Origin of the sequence: Cryobacterium sp. Y82 (assembly GCF_002929495.1) — a bacterium.
GTDB lineage: Bacteria > Actinomycetota > Actinomycetes > Actinomycetales > Microbacteriaceae > Cryobacterium > Cryobacterium serini.
In genome coordinates, this window is sequence record NZ_PJJJ01000026.1 from 19,000 (window position 1) to 41,802 (window position 22,803).

Sequence of the window (22,803 nt, forward strand, 5' to 3'; positions counted from 1 at the left end):
CTCGTAGTCGACGCCGTGCGTGCCGTTGCCGTCTGCGTCGTGACTCACACTGGTTCGGCAGGAACCAAAGGACAGGCGAAACGGATGCCCCCTCCGAGCGTTGCAATGACGGCCGCCGGGTAGCCGGAGTCCTCTGCGGGCCACACCCGCGTTCCATCGATGTCAACGGTGTACGGCAAACTCGAGTTGGGTTGTAGGCCATCAACCTGCACGAGGGCGTAATGGTGTGCATGCACGGCAAAGCTGCGCGCCGCCCACGACCGACCAGCGGCCGTCACCACAACCCGAGCGGCATCCCGAGTCTCGCACCAGATGCTCGCCGAGACATCGTCGACGTACCGCATGATCGGGCCGAGAATCAAGGGCGAACTCGTCAGGAGTCAGGTGTACCGCTCCAAGCGCGGGTCGGCTACACCCTGGCGAGATACCGGCCCGTTTAGACTCGGCGCCTGCCCCGACTCGTTCTCGTTCTCGTTCTCGTTGAGCCGCTACGCCGCACGGTGCTCGCGACGCTCGACCTGCTGCCCGGCCGACTGCGGTGACTGCGCCGAATGCACGCACGGTGCAGTGCCGACGGTGAACTTTCGGGCTGTCTCGGCGCCACTCCGGCGGCGAGTACGCTTAAACGGTGTTGTCTCGCGATCTAATTCGTCTATACCCTGAGCTCTACCATGTGGCCGCCGATGGAAGCTGGCCCGGTATCCAGAGGCACGGGCTGCTTAGCCCGGCCGGGCTCGTGACCCGGTGGGGCGTCAAACAGGGCGCCCCACAAGCTGCCATTCTCGGCAAGCGACGTGGCGAGTCGCGCGTGCTGGAACATGCCCAGTTCGGTACCGCGGTCATCCGTCATCAAAAGGCTATTCATGAGCCGTCGCTCGAAGACGCCCTCGAAGATATGACACTGACCGAGTGGTACGCGGCGCTGAACGACCGCGTGTTCTTTCACCTGCAGCCACGGCTGCTGCACGACCTGCTAAATGCCCGGTCATATCGCGACGATGCCCACACGGTGATCACCGTGAACACCAAGAGCCTGGTGGCCGCCCACGAAGACGAAATCGAGCTGAGCGCGATCAACTCCGGCTTCGCGCAGCGGCACAGCAAGGAGCCGCGCGGGCGGAACACCTTCGAATCGATCGAGGACTACCGGCACCCCACTCGTTCGCACGCGGTCACCAAGGGACAGGACATCGCCGAACTCGCCATCCCGCGCGGGGTGCGCGACCTGCGCGACCACGTCGTACGCGTCGAGCGGATGCGCGAGGGCACGGTACTCGAGCGCATCGCCTAACCCGTTGGCTCAGCGCGCGGCAAGGTACTCAACGGCAGCGACGATGAGGGGCGAGGTCAGGGCGGCAAGTAAGGTCGTGCCCGCGACGGCAGCGAGTACCGTGAACGTCGTACGCCGGCTTCGGGCGGCCGCGACCTGCTGTTCGAGCGCAGTGAACCGCGCGTGCAGATGCGCCGGTGCGAGCAGCGCGGTAGCTGCGCGCCAGGTTGCCGGGGCGTCGATGAGCGCGGTGACCGCAGCCTGCTGCTCGGGGCTGAACGTTCGCGGGCGCGCCACGAGCCACCGGCGCAGTCGAGGTGAATCGATGACCGTGACGGCATTGGGTTTGCGGTTAAGCAGAATTTTGTGCGGGTTGACCAGCACAATCAGGGGTTCAACCACGGCTGCTGCTGGCATCACCGCCGCCAACAACGCGGTGATCTGGGCCGATTCAAACCGAGCATCCCGCAGATATGGCATGGCGTGGTCGCCGATCGGAATCGAGCGCGGCGACCCGAGCAGGTCGCGGTCCCAGTGGGTTTTCGCATTGATCGAGAAGATCCCTCCGGGACCCACAACGAGGTGGTCAACCCAGAACGCCGTATTGCGAATGGGCAGGGAATGATAGACGCTGTAGCCATCGGGCAGGCGGGTGAGAATGTCGCCGACAATCATCTCGGCCTGCGCAGCGCGCAGCCAGCTCAGCTCATTCGCGTCGAGCGGCGCGGCACCCAGGGTGCGTGCGAGCCGGGAACGCAGCGGCCGGCTTTCGTGCTGGCGCAGCAGTTCCTCGACGACGGATTGACCGGCAAACCGACCGGGGGCGATGGATATCGGGGGCATGCCGGTCACCACGGAGACGACGGGCTCGTGATCACGAGCCTGCATTCCAGCACCAAGAGTTGTCATAACCACGTTCACTTGCCTCACCACGGGGTCGTACCCCGTATTATCCCGTCACCGACGCCTGCCGATTCCGTGTTCACAATCGACCGCGCCGCAGCTTTAGTTAGCAAATCGTAAGTAATACTCATTCACGCTCCGAGGCGACGCGCGAGACTGGCGCGGAGCATCCGCTGCCAATCCAGAGCGGCGACCCTGCCGGGGCCTCCCCCACTAAGTAGGGCAACGTCAGCTAGCCTGAAACCACCCCACCGATTGGATTCACTCGTGAAGCACCTGACTTTCAACGTTTGCGCGATCGCGGGACTCGCCTTCAGCGGCCTGGCCGTGCTTCTGCTGCTGGCCAACCTGCTCTCGGGTAACCAGTTCGTCGACGTGATCCTGCCGGCTGCCGTGGTCTCGCTCGTCGTCGGTGGCGCGTTCTCGGTGCGCGCCCGACTGCTTTCAGGCAAGGGTCACGGCCCGGCCAAGCGTTAACAGGTCACGCCGCCAGCTGCGCCCGCAACGCCTCAACGACGAGGGCATGATCGTCGAGCTGCGGCAGTCCGGAGACGCCGACGACGCCCACCATCGATCCGCGTACGAACAACGGAAACGCTCCGCCGTGCGCCGCGAAACGCGTGGGGTCGAGGCGGGCATCAACGTCGAAGTCGACGCCGCGGCTGCGACATTCCGTGCCGACGGCAAGCGAGGAATGCCCGTAGCGGCGCACGACGGCGAACTTGCGCTCCAGCCACCCGTCATTATCAGCGGATGCTCCCGCCAGGCCGGTATGGAACACCCGCTGGTCACCCAGCACGATCGAGATCGCTACCGGCAACGCCCGGGCGGCGGCGATTGTGCGGAGCCTGGTGCCGAGGGCCCATGCATCGTCGTGGCTGAACGCGTCGAATTGCAGGGTACGTTCCTGTTCAAGCAGAGTCTGCAGCTGGGCGAGGTCGTCGGTATGCATCGAGGGTCCAATCCGGGGGCGTCGTTGCCGTGCCACCGCAGTCGCTTGGCGGCTAGTCCCCTACGCTACCGGGCCGGGGCAGGATTGTCGGACGACTACCCCAGGTGAGCGGGTTGTCGATCACGGCGGCGAGTTCCATGCGTTCGATCGGGCGCAACACCTGCGGGCGCGCTACCAGCCAGTCGCCGAGCGCGGCCGCGCCGACTACCGGCACGAGCGTTGTTTTGCCCGACACCCCACCCGAGCGGCCGGTGACCGCCAGCAATCGAGCACCCAGAAGCACGAGCGCCGGCTGCACCGCGGTGCGCAGCGGCAGCCGCCCGCGAATCAGCATGGTGAGCTGATTCGCGCCGGCCGCGGCGACCGCGAGATCCGGCGAGCGCTGCCCGGCGACGAACACGCGTTGGCGATGCACCCAGGCGATCTGGCCGTCGCAGAGCTGCGCGTGCAGGGCGAGAACCCCGCCAGGGCCGACCAGCAGGCGCATCGCGCTCGGCCCAGCACCGCAGAGTGTGGGCAATGTGAATGCGGCCCAGTGTTGCGGCAACGTCGCGAGCAGCGTGTCGACAGCGCATTCACTGCGCGCGCGGGACAGCGCCAGGTCGGTCGGCGTAGCCGCAGTGCGGTGCGCACGGCCGAGTAGCCAGGCCGGGCCGGTTGATGGTCGAGACGCTCCGGTGCGATTCGATTCGGGTAGTTCCGGAGGCGTCGTCAGACACCGCCGCGTGGAGAGTATATGAGTCATCGTGCTCCTCGCCGGGTTTTATATCTTGCCAGTGCCGACCCGGTCGCAGGACCCCCAGAATAGGTGACTTTTTACCAAGCGTGCGCCGCCACGTTTCACGGCGACCGGGTAGCACCACGTATATTCGAAGGGTCGTGCCGTGCGGCCAGAAGGAGCGCCATGACCGTCCGACGCAAGACCCGATCGTTTCTGTTGATTGGGCTGATCGTTGGCGTGCTCGGGGCGATCCTGATAGGAACGTCGGTGGCGCGGTCATCCGTTTCGTCGAATCTGGCCGAACCGACGAGCGGCGGAACGCCGTAAACGACCGTCGAACCCACGCCAACGCCAGCGCCGACGGTAACAACCACGCCGACGATCGATACGGCGGCCCTCGCCGTGCTGGCGACCCTGCCAGTGAAGGGACGCGCGCCCCAGACCGGCTACGACCGCGAGGGAAGCTTCGGATCGGCTTGGCTAGACGTTGACGAAAACGGATGCGACACCCGCAACGATATCCTCGCCCGCGACCTGACCATGCTCGTGGTGGACCCTGCCTGTGAGGTGCAGAGCGGCACCCTGCTCGGCCCGTATACCGGCCTAGCGATCGGCTTCGTGCGCGGCCAGACGACATCGTCGCTCGTGCAGATCGACCACATCGTCGCTCTCTCGAACGCCTGGCAGACCGGCGCGCAGCAGCTGTCGGAGCAGCAGCGGGTGGCGCTGGCCAACGATCCGCTGAACCTGCTCGCCGTCGACGGCGTCACTAATTCGCGCAAGGGGGATGGCGATTCGGCAACCTGGTTACCGCCGCTGAAAAGCTATCGATGTGCCTATGTGGCCAGGCAGATTTCGGTGAAGGCGACGTACGCGCTGTGGGTGACGACGGCCGAGCACGAGGCCATGACGCGCATCCTGTCGGACTGCCCCGACGAGCTCGCGAGGGCCACCGACCCCGTCATCGCGCCGGCGCCGGAGTCGGCGCTGGTCGCCGACACCCCGAGCGACGTCTACTTTCAGAATTGCACCGCAGCCAGGGATGCCGGCGCGTCCCCGGTGCATACCGGTGAACCCGGGTACGGGCGCCACCTGGACCGCGACGGCGACGGTATCGGCTGCGAATAGACCCGAGCAGAAGCCGCTCGGCGCCACACAGCCACACAGCCACACAGCCACACAGCCACACAGCCACACAGTCGCACAGTCGCGCAGTGCCGCGCGACTTCTGCAGGGCTCGGCAATGTGGTTTGGTCCGGTACGGCTACAGCCCGCTCACGATCTGCGGAATCAGCAGCAGTACGTGCAGGGCACCGAGTGTGCTGAGAACCATTCCGAGCATCATCCATCGAAAACGGGTCTGCCTGGCACGGGTCACTTCTGACTCCAGCTCGTCGAAGCGCTGCAGAATCTTGGCCGGCTCTAATGCTGCGAGCGCCTGCCAGAGTGCGGGGTTCTCGACGAATCGGGTAATTTCCAACCGGTCGAGGGCAGTCAGCGCAGGAGGGAGCCCCTGCAACCAGGCACACAGGTCGGCGGCTTCGACGATTTTTACCCGCGACGGCTGCGTCTTCACGGTCACACGCTTGGTATCGACGAGTACGACGACGCCCCGTACCGTCGCTGCGCGCGGCATCCGCTCGGAAAGCAGAGTGGTCAGGCTGACCGCTTCGTACTCGGCCTCCCTTATATACGGAATCTTTCGGGCGCCGACGAGCACACTGCGTCCGGCGACCAAAACAGATTTGCGCGCCTGGCGGTCGGAATGAAGGGCAAATACACCGCCAGGTCCGATCACGAGGTGGTCGACGTCGGCGCCACTGTCGCCCACCGGCAGGGAGTGAAAGACGATCCATTCCCGAGGCAGCTCGGCCAGCGCAAGCCCCACGGCGATTTCCGCGCGGGCAGCGTCGAAGCAGCGCACGCTGTCGGCGCCGAGCGGCGATCGACCGAACAGGCGCTCCAGCAGCCCGCGGGGGGCGATCAGGCGTTGCTCCAGCAGGAGCACTTCTATGATCGACTGCGCGGGGCACCGCAGTCGCATTATGGGCGCATCGATTGTCACGGTTCTCCTGTTCGGGTGCTTGAATCTAGCCCCTTGCAGCCAGCCGGAGCAGCCCCCAATGGGGAGGTTGCGCGAAGGTCAGGTGCCTGATCTATCGTATTCAGAGAGCTTCGTCCACCCCAGTACGGGGGAAGCATCGGTCCGGTTGGCGTATCACCCCACGGATTGTGCAACGATAAAACGGCCCGGTTGTTCGACAGCAACCCCACGGCACGACCAGCAAGGCATGTTGCCGTTGGTCGTAAAAATGTCCGGGGGAAGTCCATGATCGATAATGATCTGTCGCGCGCTGTCACAAACACTCAGGCTGCAGCCACGGCCGCAGTAGCGGCATTCAATGCGAGCACGTCACGGGAATTTTCGGAGGGTCAGCAATCCTCGTTCACGACGAACGCCCGAGCGACCGCTGCTGCTTCGGCGACGTCTTACGCCACCCGGCAAGGAGTCAGCGAGCAGCGTCACATCAACTATCGGCTCTGGGTACAGTCGCTCGATGGTCAGAAGTACTGCGATTGGGCCCCGCGAGCCTCCCTGCTGAGCCAAGCCATCGCCGCTCGCAATGAAGCAATCGTCGCCGCCTGGCGGTTCGATGCCAGCCAAATCATCTCGTCGGAACATCGCGAATCCTTCACCACTAGTCAGTTGGGCGCGACTGCGTCTCGATCACAGCGTTCACGATCCATTCGTCGAGGCGGTATCGCTCTCATTTTGCTGTCCCCGGTAGTCTGGGTCTTCGCTTACTTTTTTGTGTTGGTCACCGGCGGTGAAGTTAGCATGCAGGCGATCCTTCCCATCGCCTGGCTGCTGCTCGGCACCGGAGTGGTCTTCTCCGGGGTGCGCATGGCTCGCCCGCTGCCCGCTGACGGCTCAGACGCAACAGCAGCATCCGTTACGCGCATAGCCCTGCTCGGGTTCGATCCGCTCAGCGAGCCGGCCCGACTTCCGCGGACGTGGACCGAGGATCCTAAGGTCGGCGAGCGCCTCGACCAATTCATGCGCGACGCGTACACGAATTTTCCGACGCCGAGCGAGCTTCCGGTCCTGCGCATCCCGGACGTGCGTTCGGGGCGCACCGAGGCATCCATTCAGGTGCGGGCCGTGCTCGAACAGTTTGCTGCAACGGATGCGTTGAATCGCGTCTGAACGCGGGTTGCCAGCGTTTTGATGATCTACCCGGGAATTTGCTGAGGCTTGTACCGGCACATCAGGGGGCGTACATTTCTTCGCTTATGCTGAAGCCAGCAACTTGGGCACGGCCGTTCGGTCTCTGGCTTTTGGGGGCACCGACTTAAGGCACTGCACAATGAACAAGAAGAATATCCTCATCGCTACCGCCGCAGGCGCAGTTCTCGCGCTCGCTGGCGCTGGCATTGCCCTCGCCGTGAGTGACAACGACAATGACGGCCCACTCACCGGCGAAACCCTCGACCGTGCAAGCAACGCAGCCGTGGCCGAGGTCGGCCCGGGTACCGTGACCAAGGCCGAACGCAATGACGACGGCGGAAGCGCCTATGACCTTGAGGTGCGTCTCGACGACGGCACGACCGTCGACGTTGAGCTCAACGATGCATTCGACGTGGTGTGGGTTAGCGAATTCGACACTGACGACTCCAATAATTCCAGTAACAGCGGCAACTCATCCGCGCCGAGTGTCACCCCCCGCGCCACCTCGAGCGCTCAAGCCGACTCGAGTGCCGTCGACCAGGCCGCTAGCGAGCGTGCCAGCGCGGAGGCCGCAGCCCTCGCTGCGATCGGCAGCGGTCGGGTGACCGACTTCGACCGGGACACCGACTGGGACCACCTCTACGAGGTTGAGGTCACCCTCGATGACGGCAGCGACCGCGACGTCGACCTCGACGCCAACTTCGTCGTCGTCAGCATCGACGACGTGCAGCAGTAAGTTCCGTTTTCGCGTGAGGCGTTGAGCGAATTCGCTCAGCGCCTCACGCGTTTAACGTCGTTAGCGCTCGACCAGAATGCCGTCTTCGTCACAGTAGACGGTGCGCCCGGGAGTGAAGACGACGCCAGCGATCTCAACGACGGCATCCGCTGTGCCGGCCCCGGTCTTGGAACTCTTGCGCGGGTTGCTGCCGAGGGCTTTCACCCCAAGGTCGAGGGCACCGATCGCGATGCGGTCGCGCACGGCACCGTTGATGATCGCGCCGGACCAGCCGTTCGCTACGGCGAGGTCGGCGATCATGTCGCCCATGAGTGCCGAGTTCAATGAGCCGCCGCCGTCGATGACGAGCACGGCCCCATTACCCGGCGTGGACAGGATCGACTTGAGCAGCGCGTTATCTTCAAAGCAGGTGACGGTACGGATCGGGCCGCTGAACTGGGCTCGTCCGCCGATCGTCTGAAACTGCAGGGGTACGGATTGCAGCTCGTCGCCACGCTCGTCGTACAGCTCAGCGGTCAATACGGTCATTGTTCCTCCAGGGTTTCGTTGCCTCCAGAGTAGGCCCCGCCACGCTGCACTGGATCGGACTGCCGCCGACCTTCCAAAAAGTGCCTCTCGATGCTCGAATGCGTCTTCGCACGGAAATCCCATTACATCGGAGAATATCTCGACTTTTATCTTTGATATTGGTACACTTATTCTATGAGCCAGAGCGGCGACACTCCCCAGCAGCGCGGTGTGAGTGATCGTTTTCTGGCGATGCTGACCGATAGCGAGTTCGAGCGGTGGGCGTTTTCCGACGAAGACCACGTGTGGATTGATGCCTTCCGGGAGGAATGTCGCACGGCCTGGGAGGCTGAAGAAGCAGCCGACGCAGAAGAAGCTAACGCACGAACGGCCGCTGCTCAGGGTCAGCTGTTCGTTGACGGCCCGACCATCCCGGCCGGCCTCGATCTTTCCGAGGTATTCGTCGCGGTACCGCCCGAGCACCTGTTCGACGAGGACTTCCGCGAGGAGTTCCTCTATACCGACTACCTCGCAGCCAATTTCCTCCCGGCCGATTACTTCCAGACCGACGGCAGCCCCGCCGCCGAGGACCCGGCTGCGGGTTTTCAGCGGCGCCAGGCGCAGTTCGTCGACCGCGTCCTCTACTTCGAAAAGATCATTGCCTGGGCGCAGGCCAGCAAAGCCGAAGCCCTCACCGAGGCCTGGGATTACACCACCAACACCGCCGAGACCGGCCGCCCGCAGGCCGGACCCAACCACGAGCACGACTGGGACGCCACCTTCGCCGCCCAACAAGGGCTGGTCGCGGAGATGGCGTGTGCGCTGCGCATCCCCGCCGGAACCGCCTCCGGCCTCCTGCACGACAGTCGGGTGCTGGTCGAATCCCGCCCCCGCACCCTCGACGCTCTCCGCACCGGGCAGATCTCCCTCCGGCACGCCCGCCAACTACTCGACCAACTCGACTCCGTCCCCCAGCCCGCGCAGGCCGACCTGGAAGCAGTGCTACTGCCGCACGCTCGCAAGCTCACCGCGGCGCAGTTCGACGGCAAAGCCCGCAAACTGCGGGAACGGTTCCACCCCGACAGCATCACCGTTCGCCGGGCGAAATGCCTAGCCGACCGCAACGTCATGTTCTACCCGGATAAAGACGGCATGGCCACGCTCTGGTTGCGTGCCGCCGGCGAGGACCTGCAGGGTATCTACACCCGCGTCACCGACACCGCCCTCAGCCTGCAAGGCCCCGATGAACCCCGCACCCTCAGCCAGTTGCGAGCGGATGTCGCCGTCGACCTCCTCCAGCAGGGCGTCACCGGCAGCGGACTTGGTGCCGGACTCACCGCGAACGTCAACGTGACCGTGCCGGTGCTCACCCTGATGGGTCAGAGTGACGAACCCGGCGAGCTGGAAGGGTACGGGCCGATCGACCCGGAGACCGCCCGCAAGCTGGCCGGCACCGCGACCAGTTTTCTGCGCATCCTCACCCACCCGCACACCGGCATCGTCCTCGACGTCAGCAGCACACCGTTCCGGGTGCCGACGGCCTTGAAGAAATACCTCCGGCTACGGGATGGAACCTGCCGGTTCCCCGGCTGCAACCGCTCCACCGGCCACAGCGACCTCGACCACACCGTCGATAAACAATTCGGTGGACCGACCACCGCGACCAACCTGCATTTTCTCTGCCCGGCCGACCACAACCTGAAGCACTTCAGCGACTGGAAAGCAATCCCCGATCCCGACGGCACCCTCCACTGGATTAGCCCCGCCGGCAAACACTACGCCACCGACCCCGTCACGCGCATCAGCCCCCACCTGCAACAAACCGAAACGCCACCGCGGGCGCCAGTCCCGCCCACCCCACCAGACGAGCCCCTGAACAACCCGTGTAACACCGCCTGGAACACCGGCTGGAACACCGCCGACCCCAACCCGCAACCNACCGGCTGGAACACCGCCGACCCCAACCCGCAACCGTTCTAACCTGCTACTCCCTGTGGTCGAGCATCGGCGTCGGCGTCGGTCGGTCTGCGTCGGCGTCGGTCGGCGAAAGTCGCGCGTGAGCACGATCAGAGAGACGAATCCGGCCGCGAGCCAGTTAAGGCTCACGACGAGGGCCCGCGGCGACAAGCTCGTCCACGGTTAGAACGTGAGCACGACGCCCAACTCGAGACTCGCGCTGCGGCACCACTCGGCGCACAATGGTGGAGTGATTCGCAAACGAGTGCTCGCCCGCGGTGAGGTGCAGGGCGTGGGATTTCGGTTTCACGCTCGAGCCGAGGCCCAGCAGCTTGGGCTCGGCGGTTACGCTCGCAATCGGCCGGACGGGTCGGTGGAACTCGAAGTCGAGGGGCGGGAGGCATCCGTTTCGCGCATGTTGCACTGGCTTGAATCTGGACCGCGCTACGCCGTCGTGACCGCGCTTGAGGTGAGTGACGTTGCCGCGACCGGCGAAAGTGACTTTCAGATCAGCGACTAAGGTCGGGGGCCGCCCGGGGCTGGCGTAGCGTTGCATCATGACCGCGCGCGACAGCCCCGCCTGGGGACGGGAATGACGACGCGCACTGCGTTTGCTGTGGCGCGCCTCGGCCTGGCGGCGGCCGGGTTATGCGGTCTCATCGGGTATTTCTATTACACTCTCGGTGTGGCATCGTTTGCGATGGCGAATTTCTTCAGCTACTTCACCGTGCAGAGCGCCATCGCCTCCGTCGCGGTGATCCTGACGGCAGCTATCGTCGCCCTACGGCGACCGATCGACCCGGCCTGGCTCGACATGTTGCGTGCCATGGTGACGACCTACATTCTGGTGTCGGGCGTGGTCTACGGCATTATCGTCTGGCAGTCCTCGAGCGCCAATTACTCAATCGAGGTGCCATGGTCGAGCCAGCTACTGCACTTCATCATCCCGGCCTGCGCCCTGATCGACTGGATGATCGACCCGTTCAAGGCACGCCTGCCGTGGAAATACCTGGGCTGGGCCATCGTTTTTCCGGTGTTCTGGCTGGTCTTCACGCTCATTCGGGGACCGATCGTCGGCTGGTACCCGTACTTTTTTCTCGACGCCCGGCAGGTCAGCGGCCCCGGAGAGACGGTGTTCTATTGCCTGATCATCGTGGCCATAATTACCGGCATCGCGGCGTTGCTCACCGGAATCACCCGCCTCAAGCGGATGCCCAAACACCTGCTGCCGCCGTGGGAACCGCGCTCTGAACCCTAGCCGGCGTCTGCAACGGCGAGGAACGGCTCGAGCGCGGCCAGTGCCGCGGACAGGAATTCGTCATCCTGGAGCTCGGACAGCCGGGCCGCGTTTTCGGCAGCGATCATGCCCATGAGAATAGGTTCCCCGGTGAGCGGCATCATGTTTACCCACACTGGAAAGTCGGCGTCTTCGCCGACGATGGTCCACAGTCGCGCGGCAGTGTCCCAGAACGGCTCGTCGAACTGCAACCAGATTTTGTCGACCACCCCCATGCCGAGGGCAGCAATCGCCCCGCGATGCGCAAACGGCAGTGCCGGCGAAAATTCGATCGCCGCATTCTTGAGCACACCGAGTGGCACCGTGACGATGACGCGATCCGCCGAGAGCGACTCTCCGGTGCCGAGGCGCAAACTCACACCCCGGTCGTCGTGGGCCACACGGTTGACCACGCTGGAGAGCAACACCTCGAGGCCTTCAGCGTCGCTGGTGAGCAGGGTCGAGTACCCGCCGATCACGATGTGATCGTCGTCAGTACTCGCGATGTCGGTCGTATACCAGGCCGATTGCTGGCTCGGGGTAGCCCCGGATTCGATCTTGAGTTTCGTGGCGATTTCGTACTCGAGCCAATCGGCATCCGAGAGGCCTTCGGCGTTCGGGGTCTTCGACAGGCTGGCTTCGCCCGAATCAATCAGGGCGCGTTCGACCGAGACATCCTGCTGCTGATTTGCCGCCCAGCCGAGGGCACCGGCGACGGCCTGGGGCCCGAGTGGCGATACCTCGACGACAGCCCCGGCCCGGGTGCGCACCTCCGGCGTGCGCGGGAACGGCAAGAGCCGCACCCCGAGGGCGGTCAGTTCGTCGTCCAGAAAATTCTCCGCAGTGCCGTGTACGAACGAGGGGCCCCGTTCGATCGGGAACGGCCAGTCGCCGCTGACGGTGTCGATACGACCGCCGATACGGTCGCGCGCCTCGATGACGACCACGTTGAAGCCGTCGTCGACAAGTTGACGAGCAGCCGTGATGCCGGCGATTCCAGCACCAACGATGGTGATGCGTTCCCCCGGAGCCGCGACGTCCTGCACCTGGCTGGCCGCCAGCAGGCCAGAGGCGCGCGCGCCCTGCACGGTTCCGGGCTCGTCGGCCGCGGTGGCTTCACCGGCGAAGAACACCCGGGCATCGACGGCCTGACCGAGAGCCGCCCGATGCTCGGGAGTGGCTCCGACGGCGGCGTAGCTGAAGGATCCGCGGGAGAAAGGGTCGGTCGACCAGTTGGTGCGGGAGACCGCGAGCGGCTGGGGCACCAGCGACGGTGTCAGCGTGGATGGTGCAACGGACGGCGACGGCAGCGGCTGCGGCGTCACGCACGCTGCGAGCGCCAAGACTGAAAAACCCGACGCCGTGCCGAGCAGAAAAGTGCGCCGCTTCATCATCGGCCCCGCCCAGAACGGCTAATCAGTCGGGCACCAGTCATGACACCAAACTACCGCAGACCGCCACCGCGACGAAGTTATTGACATTTACGACTAAAGGTAGTTAGTTAGTTACATGACCAACTAACCAGTGAACCGACTGGTGGTCAGGGGGCAGCATCCACTCAATGAAAGCAGGCAGTCCTTGATCGAAGCGGGCAAGCCGATCTTCGTGCAGATCGCCGAGCAGATCGAGAACGACATCATCGATGGAATCATCGAAGAAGAAACACCTGTGCCATCGACCAACGAATTCGCGGCCTTCCACCGCATTAACCCGGCCACCGCCGGCAAGGGCGTCAACCGCCTGGTGGAAGACGGCATTCTCTACAAAAGGCGAGGAATAGGAATGTTTGTAGCAACTGGAGCCCGGCAGCGACTCGTCGGAGTTCGCACCGAGCAGTTTCGGGCCAACTTCGTCGGTCCGCTGCTGAGTGAGGCCGCCAAGCTCGGCATCACCCTCGAGCAAGTAGCCGGAATGATCAGCGAATCCGAGAGAAAGGGCAGCAATTGATGACTGACACCGCCGTACGTGTGTCCGGCCTCACCAAGAAGTTTGGCGCCTTCACCGCCATCGACGATGTGAGTTTCACGGTCGAACGCAACAAGATCTACGGTCTGCTCGGCCGCAACGGCGCCGGCAAAACCACCCTGATGCAGCTTCTCACCGGGCAGCAGTTCGCCACGAGCGGCACCCTCGAAGTATTCGGTGCCTCCCCCGTCGAAAATGCGCGGGTGTTGCAGTCCCTGTGCTTCATCAAGGAGAGCCAGAAGTATCCGGACAGCTTCCGGCCGGAACACGTGTTGACGAGCGCGCCGTGGTTCTTCGCCAACTGGGACGCCGCCTTGGCGGCCCGCCTGGTCGACGACTTTCGCTTGCCGCTGATGCGCCCGATCAAGAAGCTCTCTCGCGGGCAGCTCTCAGCCGTCGGCGTGATCGTGGGGCTCGCTTCGCGCGCCCCACTCACCTTCTTTGATGAGCCCTACCTCGGACTCGATGCGGTCGCACGGCAGATCTTTTACGACCGCCTGCTCGAGGACTACGTCGAGCATCCGCGCACCATCATTCTGTCAACGCACCTCATCGATGAGGTCAGCAACCTGCTCGAGCATGTTCTCGTCATCGACGAAGGCCGCATTCTCATGGACCAGGACGCCGAGCAGCTGCGCGGCTCCGCGAGTACCGTCGTAGGCAAGCGAACGGATGTCGATGCTTTCGTCGCCGGCCGCGACATCATTTCTCGAGATGGTATCGGCGGGCTGGCTTCGGTGACCGTCACGGGCCTCAGCCAGGCCGAACGCGCCGCCGCCCGCGCTGCCGGGCTCGAACTCTCCCCCGTATCGCTGCAACAGCTGATCGTGCAGCGCACAACGAGTATTACCCAAGAAGCCGAGACCAAAACCGACGCCTGGAGTGCAAGCGCATGACTGCCACTGATTTCTTGACCGGCACCGCGCCATCCGTGCACCCGCGAAGCGCCCCGGAGCGCATCTGGAACGTGGTGCGGCTACACCTGGTCGACCGCCGCACCTACATCGGCATTCCCTGGCTGATCGTCGGTATGGCCTTCGTGGTCACCATTTTCATCGCGCAGATCGTTGGTTTTACGACCGGCGGCCTCGGCACCCCCGACGCGATCGAGGGCCAGCGGTACAGCTGGGCCGTACTGTCGCCGCAGTGGTATCTGGCAATCGTGGGCGTGCAGGCGATCTCGTTCGGGTTTCCGCTCGCCCTTGGATTCGGCGTGACCCGCCGGGACTTCTACCTCGGCACCGCGCTACTGTTCGTGCTGATCTCGGCCGGCAACGCACTGGCCTTCGCCGTGCTGACGCAGCTCGAACAGGTGACGGAAGGCTGGTGGATTGACACCTACATGTTTAACGCGCTCTGGCTCGGGCTCGATGGGTTCTGGGTCGACCTGTTCTCATTCTTCGTCATGCAACTGCTCGTGTTCTTCATCGGCGCGTCGATTGCGACCATCTACATGCGCTGGCGCATGCCCGGCATGCTCGTGTTCTGGAGCGCGCTGGCCGTAGGCCTGGTCGGCACCGTCACGATCATCACATTCACGAGCAGCTGGCCGGCGGTCGGCCAGTGGTATGGCGCGCAGGGCATCGCGGGGATCTTCGCCTGGCTGCTGGTCCCGGCCGCTGTCGCCGGCTTCGGCGGTTTCCTGGCCCTGCGCCGGGCCACCCCCAAGAACTAGCGGTCACGACGTTCCTCGGCCACGGAGTTTCCGCCATCGACGACGAGCACCTGCCCGGTGACATAGGCCGCTCCGGGCGAGGCGAGAAAGGCGATGACGGATGCGACCTCTCCCGGCGTACCGCTACGGCCAGCCGGTACGAGCGCACCTTCCAGGGCCTCGCTCGTGAGTTGGGAGCCCGTCGCGATCCAGCCGGGGGCAACGGCGTTGGAGGTGATGCCCAACTCAGCCTCATCGACGGCGAGGGCCCGGGTCAGACCGACCAAGCCGGCCTTGGCCGCGGCGTAGGCAACGTCACCGCGGCTCGCCATGATCGTTCCGCTCACGCTCGATACCGTCACGATGCGGCCCCAGCCGGCCGCGCGCATGAAACCGATCACGACGCGCGTGGCGTGAAAGGCCGTGGACAGGTTGACGGCCAGGCCCCGATCCCATTCGGCGGGGCTGGTGAGAATGTCGCCGTGGCCCATCTCGGCGTCGCCGACGGCGACCATGCCGGCGTTGTTCACGAGAATTGTCGGCTCGTGCCCGCCCTCGGCGAGCGCCGCGTCCAACCCCGCAGCGCCCACGGCCGAGTCGAGGATGCAGATGATTCCGACGGCGTCGAGGCCGTCGGCGGTGAGTTCCCGCGCGCGGTCGAATACCCGCGCCGTCGTTCCGGTGAGAATCACCCGGGCGCCGAGTTCACCGAGGATCCGTGCTGCAGCGAAGCCGATGCCGGTGGCGCTGCCCGCCCCGGTGACGAGCGCGGTGCGCCCGCCAAGGTCGAAGGCGGCCGGGAGCGGGCGTGCAGGAGTCATGCCGTCAGGTTAGCGCCCCGCGCGAGTGGCTAGGCGGGCTCGGGCAACGACAGGAAGCCGTCGACCACGAGGTCACGCACCTTCGGCAGCAGTTCGGCGATCAGCGCCCGCTCGTCAGCGCCCAGCAGCTGGGCGAGAGCGCCGATGATGGCGCCGACGGCGAGGTCGCCGTCGCAGGCGCCGACCAGCCCGGCCAGGGCCGTGTCGAGCGGCACCGAACGGCCGAATCCGCTGCCCTGGTGCAGGGTCATGAGCGTCGGATCCTGCTGACCGGGCCAGTAGTGGCGTTCCTCGGTGACGTCGGAGGCCACGGTGAGCTGCGTGCGCAACAGGCGCGCGTCATCCGCGTGCACCTGCCAGTCGTGGGCGGCGAGGCACTCGGCGAGGTGCGCGCCGAGGCCAGCCGGGTTGTGGCCGAGGGCGTCGGGCATCCGTTCGAGGCGACGCAGCACGGGGGCGGCAAGTTTCGCGTGCGGCAGCCGCAGCAGCAGGTAGCCGAAGCCGACCCGGCGCACGCCGCGCGCGTCGAAGTCATTCAGCCAGGCGTCGTACAGCCGATCGAAGTCGGGACCGGGCCGGGTGCCGCCGTCGCGAATCCAGGTTTCGGCATATTCGCCCGGCGACTGCACTTCGCGTTCGATGATCCACGCGTCGAGCAAAGACTCGCCAGCCGCCGGCGTGAGCCAGTGCTCGAGCCGCTCGAAGGCATCCGTGTCGCCGTAGTACTCCCAGTTGCCGAGCAACTGCGCAACGCCGCCGGGAGTGAGATGGTCCACCGCCCCGCGCACGACGGCCTCGACCAGAGCGTCGCCGACCATTCCGCCGTCGCGATACTCGTAGCTCGGCACGCCCTCGGCCCGAGGCGTGATCACAAACGGTGGATTCGAGATGATGTGATCAAACCGCTCCCCCGCCACCGGCTCGAACAGGCTGCCAAACCGAAACTCGATATTGTCGATCTCGTTGAGTTTCGCGTTCAGCGCCGCGAGTTCGAGCGCCCGCACCGAGATATCGGTCGCGACGACATGCTCGGCGTGCCGGGAGGCGTGCATGGCCTGGATTCCGCAGCCGGTGCCGATATCGAGCACGCGCTCCACCTCGCGCGGCATCATGAGTCCGCTCAGGGTGAGGGACGCCCCGCCGATGCCGAGAACATGGGTTTCGCCGAGCGCATGCCCAAGCGCCAGCTCCCCCAGATCGCTCACGATCCACCAGCTGTCGGCGCCGTGGGCGTCGATGAAGCTGTACGGGCGCAGGTCGACGAGCGGGCGCATACCCGAGTCGTCGTCGGCCACAAGACCGAGCTCGAGAGCGCCGGCCGCCCCGAGCGCCGGCAGCGCGGCGTCAAGCTCAGTGCGCGACACCGGGTCGCCGAGCAGGAACAGCCGGGCCAGGGTCGCTGCGGGCTCGTTTCGGCCGAGTTTGACAGCGAGGGCGGCGAGCGCCCGCCGAGCAGGAACCCGCTGGTTGCGGTGCAGCGCAGCATCCGCTTCGATCCCCCACAAACCGGTCAGGCCGGGAACCGAGAAGTGGGCGGCAGCGAGGTCGGTGCGCAGGCGAGGAATGAGAGTTGCAGAAGTCACCCGTCTATTCAACTCGATGCGCGGCCGGTGCCCGCACCAGTCATAGCCACCGCATGGTGAACGCCCGGGCGACGATCTGGTTGGCCGGCGGCAGTGTGAGGGAGCGCACGAGGGCGTTGCGGGCCCGGAGCCGCACGCCGTGGGCGGGGCGGCCCATACTCATGTTGAATCCGGCCTGCAGGGCAGCGCGACGCCCGGCACTGCGACGGCTGCGGTCGTAATGCGCCAGAACGGATGCCGCTACCGCCGGCTCGAGCAACGCCCGCTGCAGCGCCGGCCCGAGTGCAACGGCGTCGAGCCAGCCGAGATTCATGCCCTGCCCGCCGATCGGACTGATCTCGTGCGCCGCGTCGCCAACCAGCACAATGCGGCCCACAGCGGGCGGGCGGGACATCGGCCCGCCCGGAACCTGCACCGGCTTCGATTGCATACTCCGCGCCAGTCTTTGCTGCACGGCAAACGCGCTGGCGGCCCCGAGCGGTTCGGGCAGTCTCACCCCCGTTCGATGACGGATGAGCGCGGCCAGGTCGGCGCTGTCGGCATCCGTTGCGAGAAAATCGGTCATTGCCACCCATCGCCGACGACCGCCGGGCAGCGGAAACGACTCGACCACGCCGCCACGCTCGAAATAGAGCACCGCGCCGGCATTGACCGGGGCAGTACCGATCGGGGCAGTACCGAGCGATGCCGTACCGATTGATGCCGTACCGATCGATGCCGGGTCGACGAAGTCGCCCATGAGATAGGTCTCGCTCTGTCCGAGCTGCCGCCAGTCGATGCCCGCCGCCTCCCTCACCCGGCTCCGGGCGCCGTCCGCCCCGATCACAAAGCGGGCCTCGATCGTGCCGGAATCGGTTGACACCACGACGGCGTCACCGCGGTCGCGCACCCCCATCATCGTCACGCCGCTGCGATACCGTCCGGGCCGGAGCGTCTCGAACCGCGCGCGCAATAGGGACTCCGTCTCGTACTGCGGCAGGGCGACCACGAACGGATATCCCGGCGCTGCCCGCTCAAATGACAATTGCCCGAGCCGATGGCCGTCGGAGCGCACCTCCCCCTCGCGAATGCGCACGGCTCGATCGAGGAGGGCGTCGGCAACGCCGATTGCTGCGAGGGCCCGCAGCGACGGCGGGTGAATGCCAATCGCCCGCGAGCGGAGAGACGGCTGTGAACGCTGCTCGAGTACCTCTACGTCGAGCCCGCCGACGGCGAGCACGCAGGCGAGCATCGTGCCAACCGGCCCTCCGCCGACGATGACAATGTCACGCATCCGGCGCAGGAGCTGCCAGCTGCCTCGGAGCCTCCCAGCGCAGCTCCAACCGCGAGGGGAGGCCGCGCGACACGGTCCAGTTGGCCGGCACAACCGCCCGCAATTCTTCGGCGGTGTAGCTACGTTGAATCGAGGTGAGCCCGTCGGGGCGGATATAGGAGTGCCGAAAGAATGGCGAGGTCGCCGCCGCAAACCCGAGATAGGCGAAATTCGACCGCTTGAGGTCGGCGTGCAGTACCCGGCGACGGGCGAGCGCCTCCGAGTCCACGAGCAACCCTTTCAGCTCGTCGACGCTCAAGTGGTGCAGCACGTGATTGGAGACCACGAAGTCGAAGCGTTCACCGTTCGCCACGAGGTCAGAGCTGAGCGCCTGCTGAAATGACAGCCCCACGATTTTAGGCTGGCTGGTCGCGAACACGTGCGCGCGGGCATCCGGATCGATGCCGGTCACCGTGAGTCGCAGACCGTCGCGCACGGCCCAGCGAGCCAGCGCCCGCGACACGTCGCCGCCCCCGGAACCGACGTCGAGCAGGGTCATCTCGGTCGTCGTCGACAGAGCGGGGCGGATGCTGCGGCGATAGATCCCCCACCAGCCAGACACGACCGCGTTCACAACGCGAAAATCCTGATAGGTGCGGGTGAGCATGGCCGGATCGCACAGCGGAGAATCCATGAGCTCCACGGCCCTGTGTGCTCGCACGCGGAGCGAGGGAAGTGCCATTCAGCCCTCGATCACGGTCATCAGTCCGGACTCGACGGTAAGGCCGGGGCCGAACGCCATAGAGCAGACCCGTTCGCCATCGGCGGTGGCAGCGTCGTCAAGAATGTACTTCATCACGAACAAAATGGTCGCGCTGCTCATATTGCCGTTGGTGCGCAGAGTTTCCCGCGATGGATTTAGCTGGTCGGTGCGCAGTCCGAGCTTGGCTTCGGTCTTGTCGAGAATGCTTCGACCGCCAGGGTGGATCGCCCAGTGCTCGATCACCGAGCTGAGCGAGGCCGGCGGCGCGAGGGTGAGAACCCGGGCGCCCACACTGCCTCCGACAGCGCTCGTGTCCTCGGAGAGCGGGGCGGCAAGTTGCGCGGTGATCGACGCATCGCGGGCGAACAGCGGGGCGAGGGCCCCCTCGATGTGCTCGTCGATGATGTGCGGCACATAGGTGCTCAAAATCATCTCGAAGCCCTCATCGCCGATCTTCCACGCCATGTCGCCTTCGCCGACCGGGGTGATCACCGTTTCAAACAGGTCGAGGCCGAGGGCCTTCTCGCCGGGCAGCGGGGGCCTGGCGCTGACGATTCCGGCGGCGGCGCCGTCAGAGAACAGCGACGAGGCAACGATGGTGTCCGGGTCGCTCGAGGTGCGCAGGTGCAGCGAGCACAGTTCCGCGCTGACCACGAGCACGACCGCGTTCGGGTCGGCCTCGACGAACTGCTTCGCGGTGCGCAGGGCCGGCATCGCCGCGTAACATCCCATGAATCCAAGGTGGTAACGCTGGGTACTGGCTTTCAGCCCGAGCTCCCGCACCAGCATGTAGTCGGGGCCAGGCGCGTAAAACCCGGTGCAGGAGACGGTGACGACGTGGGTCACATCTTCGGGACGGATATCGGGGCAGGCGGCAAGCGCCCGGCAGCCGGCCTCAACGAAGAGTTTGGTGGCCTCGGTGATGTAGAGCTCGTTGCGCACTTTGGTGCTCGGCACCAATAGCAGCTGCTGCCGCGCATCGAAGAACTGTGCTTCGGTTGCGTCGTTGTCGAGGGTGAGTTCGGCGATGACGGTATGTCGGGTCTCGATGCCCGACACGTTGAAACTCGTGCTGACCAGCCGTTGGGCTAGTCGGCTCAGCCCCGGCTGGGCGGCGAAGATGTCGCGCACCTGTTCTTGAATCAGAATCGTCGGGGGAACTACGGTCTGGAGCGCTCTCAGAGTGACGGCCATGAGCCAGTGTCGCACGTGGCTTTGATTGAGTACACCCCTCCGCGCCGAATCTAGGGCAGGCGGGCGAACAGCCGGGTTCCGCTGAGAGCGAGCAGCAGACCGGCGGTCACGATGGCCGCAACTCCGCCGAGGTAGGCGATGACCGTTCCGAGCGTGCCGACGCGCTCGAACAGGCTGCTATCCAGCACGAGTGTTGCGATGAGGGCCAGGCCAGAGAGCGCACCACAACCGATCGACACCCACCGAACAACGCGAATCGTCGAGTGGCGCAGTCCGGTGAATGCCCGGCGCCGGTCCGTCGCGGCCGGGGTATCCGCTCGGCTCACGATGCCCGGGCGCGGCCAGGCCAGCACCGCACCGGCGAGGCACCCCCACACGGCGACCCAGAGCAGGGCTGCGATGACGTCACTCGGCCGATGCCACTGGTTGGCGAGCGTTGCCACACCGGCCAGCACGGCGAAAGCTGTACCCCAGCCGGCGACCATCGGGCGCAGGCGCGGGCTCGCGACCAGAAATACCACAAGAGCGGATGCCGCCGCCACCGTCGTATGCCCCGACGGGAATGAGTTTCCGGCATACCCCTCGACCGCGAGGTCGGGGCGGGCCAGAATGCCATATTTCAGCAGTTGGGCCGAGGCCGTCGCCGCCGCGGCTGCGCCAAGCGCAACGATGAGGGTGCGCCAGTTGCGGCGCACCCCCGCAATGACCGCGGTCAAAACCACCCCGAATACCACGGCGATATCCGGCACGGAGTCGAGCACTCGGCCGGTGAACGGCGTAATGCTGTGACGACCGAATTCGGCGCCGTCATAGGCGAGCTGGTCGGCCTCCTGGCCGGCGTGGCTACGCACGAAGAAAAGATAGAGGCCGAGGAAAGCCAGCGCGGTCACCGACGCCCCGACAAGGTACACCAGCGGCCCCTGTCTGGGGGAGCTTCGAGGAGACCGATTGCGCACATTCAAGCATGCCACGTGTTTCGGCAAGCACGGTGTCTGCGCGTACCTGCTACGTGGCGGCGAGCACGACCTTACCGCGCAGGTGCCCTGCCATGAGGTACCGGTAGGCGTCCTGTACCTGCTCGAGCGGAAAGACCCGGTCGATGGGCAACACGATCTCTCCGGCCGCAATCAGCCCGGCCAGCGAGTCGAGATCGTCGATGCTTGCAGCTTGACCGCCCACCTCGGAGATTCCGACATCCGCACGATGGCCGCGCGCGGCGATCGTGTTGATGCGGGTGCCGGGAACGCCGAGTTCGAGGGCCGCGTCGATCGTAGGGGCGCCGTTGTAGTCGAGGGCAGCCGTCACCGTCAGGCCGGTCGCCAGTACCCGGTCGACCAGGCCGTCGCCGTAGGCGATGGGAATGACGCCGAGCCCGCGCAGAAATTCGTGATTGACAGGGCTCGCGGTGCCCACAACGGTCGCCCCGGTGCGCACGGCAAGCTGGCAGGCGAGGATGCCGACACCACCGGCGGCAGCACCGATCAGCACGGTGTCGTCGATGGTCAGGCCGAGGGACGCAACGCTAGCCCAGGCGGCCCGTCCCGCAATGTCGAGACCCCCAGCCTGTTCAAAAGTGAGGGCGTCCGGCTTCTTGAGAATTCGCGTCGCGTCAACGACGACGAAGTCTGCCTGGGCGTGCATCCGCTTGCCGCCGAACACGGCGTCACCGATGTGAAAACCCGAGACACCATCGCCCACCTCATCGATGACACCGGAGAAATCGTTGCCGTTGCCGCAGGGCGGAACCGCCTCGTAACGTAATGCAGCCGGGCCGCCGTGAAAGATCTTGTAGTCGACGGGATTCAGGCCGGCGACGTGCACGCGCACCCGCACCTCACCACGCCCAGCCTGTGGTTGCTCATCGCGCACGATGCTCAACACCTCGGGTCCACCAAATTCGTCAATGCGTACGTAGCGCGCCATACCGCCAGCCTAGGGCCACCCGCCGATGCCCGATTGATGCGTGGCGTACACCCGTTGTTCAAGAACTTCTGATCGAATAGTGGGAAGAATCGTGACGG

General features: G+C 65.4%; 26 protein-coding genes. 12 read left to right on the top strand and 14 right to left on the bottom strand.

The features are described from left to right. Window positions 1–44: 44 nt before the first annotated feature. Window positions 45–362, bottom strand: a complete 318-nt coding sequence (locus CXY70_RS04145) for a hypothetical protein (RefSeq protein ID WP_104191122.1) — start codon at window positions 360–362, stop codon at window positions 45–47. Between the two features lie 266 nt (window positions 363–628). Here CXY70_RS04145 and CXY70_RS04150 point away from each other — a divergent pair, with 266 nt between their 5' ends. After that, on the top strand, window positions 629–1,291 hold the full coding sequence (locus CXY70_RS04150; RefSeq protein ID WP_146066048.1) for a hypothetical protein: 663 nt from the start codon (window positions 629–631) through the stop codon (window positions 1,289–1,291). 9 nt (window positions 1,292–1,300) lie between these two features. Here CXY70_RS04150 and CXY70_RS04155 read toward each other — a convergent pair whose 3' ends face one another. Next, window positions 1,301–2,179 (bottom strand): nuclease-related domain-containing protein, encoded by an 879-nt coding sequence (locus CXY70_RS04155; RefSeq protein WP_104191124.1) that lies wholly within the window; start codon window positions 2,177–2,179, stop codon window positions 1,301–1,303. A gap of 261 nt (window positions 2,180–2,440) precedes the next feature. Between CXY70_RS04155 and CXY70_RS04160 the strand changes: the two genes are divergently transcribed. Beyond that, window positions 2,441–2,650, top strand: a complete 210-nt coding sequence (locus CXY70_RS04160; RefSeq protein ID WP_134526146.1) for a hypothetical protein — start codon at window positions 2,441–2,443, stop codon at window positions 2,648–2,650. A 4-nt stretch (window positions 2,651–2,654) separates the two neighbouring features. Here the strand turns inward: CXY70_RS04160 and CXY70_RS04165 are convergent, their stop codons facing one another. Continuing rightward, complete coding sequence (locus tag CXY70_RS04165; RefSeq protein ID WP_104191126.1) at window positions 2,655–3,125, bottom strand: heme-degrading domain-containing protein; 471 nt, start codon at window positions 3,123–3,125, stop codon at window positions 2,655–2,657. 52 nt (window positions 3,126–3,177) lie between these two features. After that, the gene (locus CXY70_RS17490; protein WP_146066049.1) at window positions 3,178–3,870 is read right to left on the bottom strand and encodes a hypothetical protein; all 693 of its coding nucleotides are present in this window, start codon (window positions 3,868–3,870) and stop codon (window positions 3,178–3,180) included. A gap of 159 nt (window positions 3,871–4,029) precedes the next feature. On the opposite strand from CXY70_RS17490, the gene CXY70_RS17740 reads away from it, so the two are divergent. Both CXY70_RS17740 and CXY70_RS04175 read left to right on the top strand, forming a co-directional pair. Further along, window positions 4,030–4,173 (top strand): hypothetical protein, encoded by a 144-nt coding sequence (locus tag CXY70_RS17740; RefSeq protein ID WP_158250904.1) that lies wholly within the window; start codon window positions 4,030–4,032, stop codon window positions 4,171–4,173. A 75-nt stretch (window positions 4,174–4,248) separates the two neighbouring features. Beyond that, on the top strand, window positions 4,249–4,974 hold the full coding sequence (locus CXY70_RS04175) for a DUF1524 domain-containing protein (RefSeq protein ID WP_369851733.1): 726 nt from the start codon (window positions 4,249–4,251) through the stop codon (window positions 4,972–4,974). Between the two features lie 136 nt (window positions 4,975–5,110). Here the strand turns inward: CXY70_RS04175 and CXY70_RS04180 are convergent, their stop codons facing one another. Then, a complete protein-coding gene (locus tag CXY70_RS04180; RefSeq protein ID WP_146066050.1) occupies window positions 5,111–5,911 on the bottom strand; it encodes a nuclease-related domain-containing protein in 801 nt (266 codons plus the stop codon). A gap of 264 nt (window positions 5,912–6,175) precedes the next feature. On the opposite strand from CXY70_RS04180, the gene CXY70_RS04185 reads away from it, so the two are divergent. Both CXY70_RS04185 and CXY70_RS04190 read left to right on the top strand, forming a co-directional pair. Then, window positions 6,176–7,054 carry a hypothetical protein gene (locus CXY70_RS04185; protein WP_104191130.1) on the top strand — a complete coding sequence of 293 codons (879 nt, stop codon included), beginning with the start codon at window positions 6,176–6,178 and terminating at the stop codon, window positions 7,052–7,054. Between the two features lie 160 nt (window positions 7,055–7,214). Then, a complete protein-coding gene (locus tag CXY70_RS04190) occupies window positions 7,215–7,811 on the top strand; it encodes a PepSY domain-containing protein (protein ID WP_104191131.1) in 597 nt (198 codons plus the stop codon). Window positions 7,812–7,871: 60 nt separating this feature from the next. On the opposite strand, the gene rraA is transcribed toward CXY70_RS04190, so the two are convergent. Then, window positions 7,872–8,339 carry a ribonuclease E activity regulator RraA gene (rraA, locus tag CXY70_RS04195; RefSeq protein ID WP_104191132.1) on the bottom strand — a complete coding sequence of 156 codons (468 nt, stop codon included), beginning with the start codon at window positions 8,337–8,339 and terminating at the stop codon, window positions 7,872–7,874. A 174-nt stretch (window positions 8,340–8,513) separates the two neighbouring features. On the opposite strand from rraA, the gene CXY70_RS04200 reads away from it, so the two are divergent. The 3 genes from CXY70_RS04200 (at window position 8,514) to CXY70_RS04210 (ending at window position 11,532) form a co-directional block, all read left to right on the top strand. After that, complete coding sequence (locus tag CXY70_RS04200; protein WP_104191133.1) at window positions 8,514–10,298, top strand: HNH endonuclease signature motif containing protein; 1,785 nt, start codon at window positions 8,514–8,516, stop codon at window positions 10,296–10,298. Between the two features lie 166 nt (window positions 10,299–10,464). Further along, window positions 10,465–10,794 (top strand): acylphosphatase, encoded by a 330-nt coding sequence (locus CXY70_RS04205; RefSeq protein WP_233205729.1) that lies wholly within the window; start codon window positions 10,465–10,467, stop codon window positions 10,792–10,794. A 72-nt stretch (window positions 10,795–10,866) separates the two neighbouring features. Beyond that, window positions 10,867–11,532, top strand: coding sequence for a Pr6Pr family membrane protein (locus CXY70_RS04210; protein ID WP_104191135.1), 666 nt, complete (start codon window positions 10,867–10,869; stop codon window positions 11,530–11,532). Here the strand turns inward: CXY70_RS04210 and CXY70_RS04215 are convergent. Further along, a complete protein-coding gene (locus tag CXY70_RS04215; RefSeq protein WP_104191136.1) occupies window positions 11,529–12,944 on the bottom strand; it encodes an NAD(P)/FAD-dependent oxidoreductase in 1,416 nt (471 codons plus the stop codon). The two genes, CXY70_RS04210 and CXY70_RS04215, sit on opposite strands and share 4 nt — an antisense overlap. A gap of 184 nt (window positions 12,945–13,128) precedes the next feature. On the opposite strand from CXY70_RS04215, the gene CXY70_RS04220 reads away from it, so the two are divergent. The 3 genes from CXY70_RS04220 to CXY70_RS04230 are packed head-to-tail and all read left to right on the top strand — an operon-like array spanning window position 13,129 to window position 15,190. After that, complete coding sequence (locus CXY70_RS04220; RefSeq protein ID WP_104191137.1) at window positions 13,129–13,497, top strand: GntR family transcriptional regulator; 369 nt, start codon at window positions 13,129–13,131, stop codon at window positions 13,495–13,497. Next, window positions 13,497–14,411: an ABC transporter ATP-binding protein gene (locus CXY70_RS04225; RefSeq protein ID WP_104191138.1), complete on the top strand. Its 915-nt coding sequence runs from the start codon at window positions 13,497–13,499 to the stop codon at window positions 14,409–14,411. Before CXY70_RS04220 ends, CXY70_RS04225 begins: the two co-directional genes overlap by 1 nt. Continuing rightward, on the top strand, window positions 14,408–15,190 hold the full coding sequence (locus CXY70_RS04230) for a hypothetical protein (protein ID WP_104191139.1): 783 nt from the start codon (window positions 14,408–14,410) through the stop codon (window positions 15,188–15,190). The genes CXY70_RS04225 and CXY70_RS04230 overlap by 4 nt, the downstream gene beginning before the upstream one ends. Here the strand turns inward: CXY70_RS04230 and CXY70_RS04235 are convergent. From CXY70_RS04235 to CXY70_RS04265, 7 genes are all read right to left on the bottom strand, one after another. Then, entirely contained in the window at window positions 15,187–15,990 is an 804-nt protein-coding gene (locus tag CXY70_RS04235; RefSeq protein ID WP_104191140.1) for an SDR family NAD(P)-dependent oxidoreductase, read from the bottom strand. The genes CXY70_RS04230 and CXY70_RS04235 overlap by 4 nt on opposite strands. A 29-nt stretch (window positions 15,991–16,019) precedes the next feature. Further along, a complete protein-coding gene (locus tag CXY70_RS04240; RefSeq protein ID WP_104191141.1) occupies window positions 16,020–17,573 on the bottom strand; it encodes a methyltransferase in 1,554 nt (517 codons plus the stop codon). A gap of 40 nt (window positions 17,574–17,613) precedes the next feature. Then, window positions 17,614–18,846, bottom strand: a complete 1,233-nt coding sequence (locus CXY70_RS04245; RefSeq protein ID WP_104191142.1) for an NAD(P)/FAD-dependent oxidoreductase — start codon at window positions 18,844–18,846, stop codon at window positions 17,614–17,616. Further along, on the bottom strand, window positions 18,839–19,567 hold the full coding sequence (locus CXY70_RS04250; RefSeq protein WP_104191143.1) for a class I SAM-dependent methyltransferase: 729 nt from the start codon (window positions 19,565–19,567) through the stop codon (window positions 18,839–18,841). The genes CXY70_RS04245 and CXY70_RS04250 overlap by 8 nt, the downstream gene beginning before the upstream one ends. Next, window positions 19,568–20,782, bottom strand: a complete 1,215-nt coding sequence (locus tag CXY70_RS04255) for a type III polyketide synthase (RefSeq protein ID WP_104191144.1) — start codon at window positions 20,780–20,782, stop codon at window positions 19,568–19,570. A 50-nt stretch (window positions 20,783–20,832) separates the two neighbouring features. Beyond that, complete coding sequence (locus CXY70_RS04260) at window positions 20,833–21,693, bottom strand: phosphatase PAP2 family protein (RefSeq protein ID WP_233205731.1); 861 nt, start codon at window positions 21,691–21,693, stop codon at window positions 20,833–20,835. Between the two features lie 94 nt (window positions 21,694–21,787). Next, window positions 21,788–22,705, bottom strand: coding sequence for an NADP-dependent oxidoreductase (locus CXY70_RS04265; RefSeq protein WP_104191145.1), 918 nt, complete (start codon window positions 22,703–22,705; stop codon window positions 21,788–21,790). Window positions 22,706–22,803 lie beyond the last annotated feature (98 nt).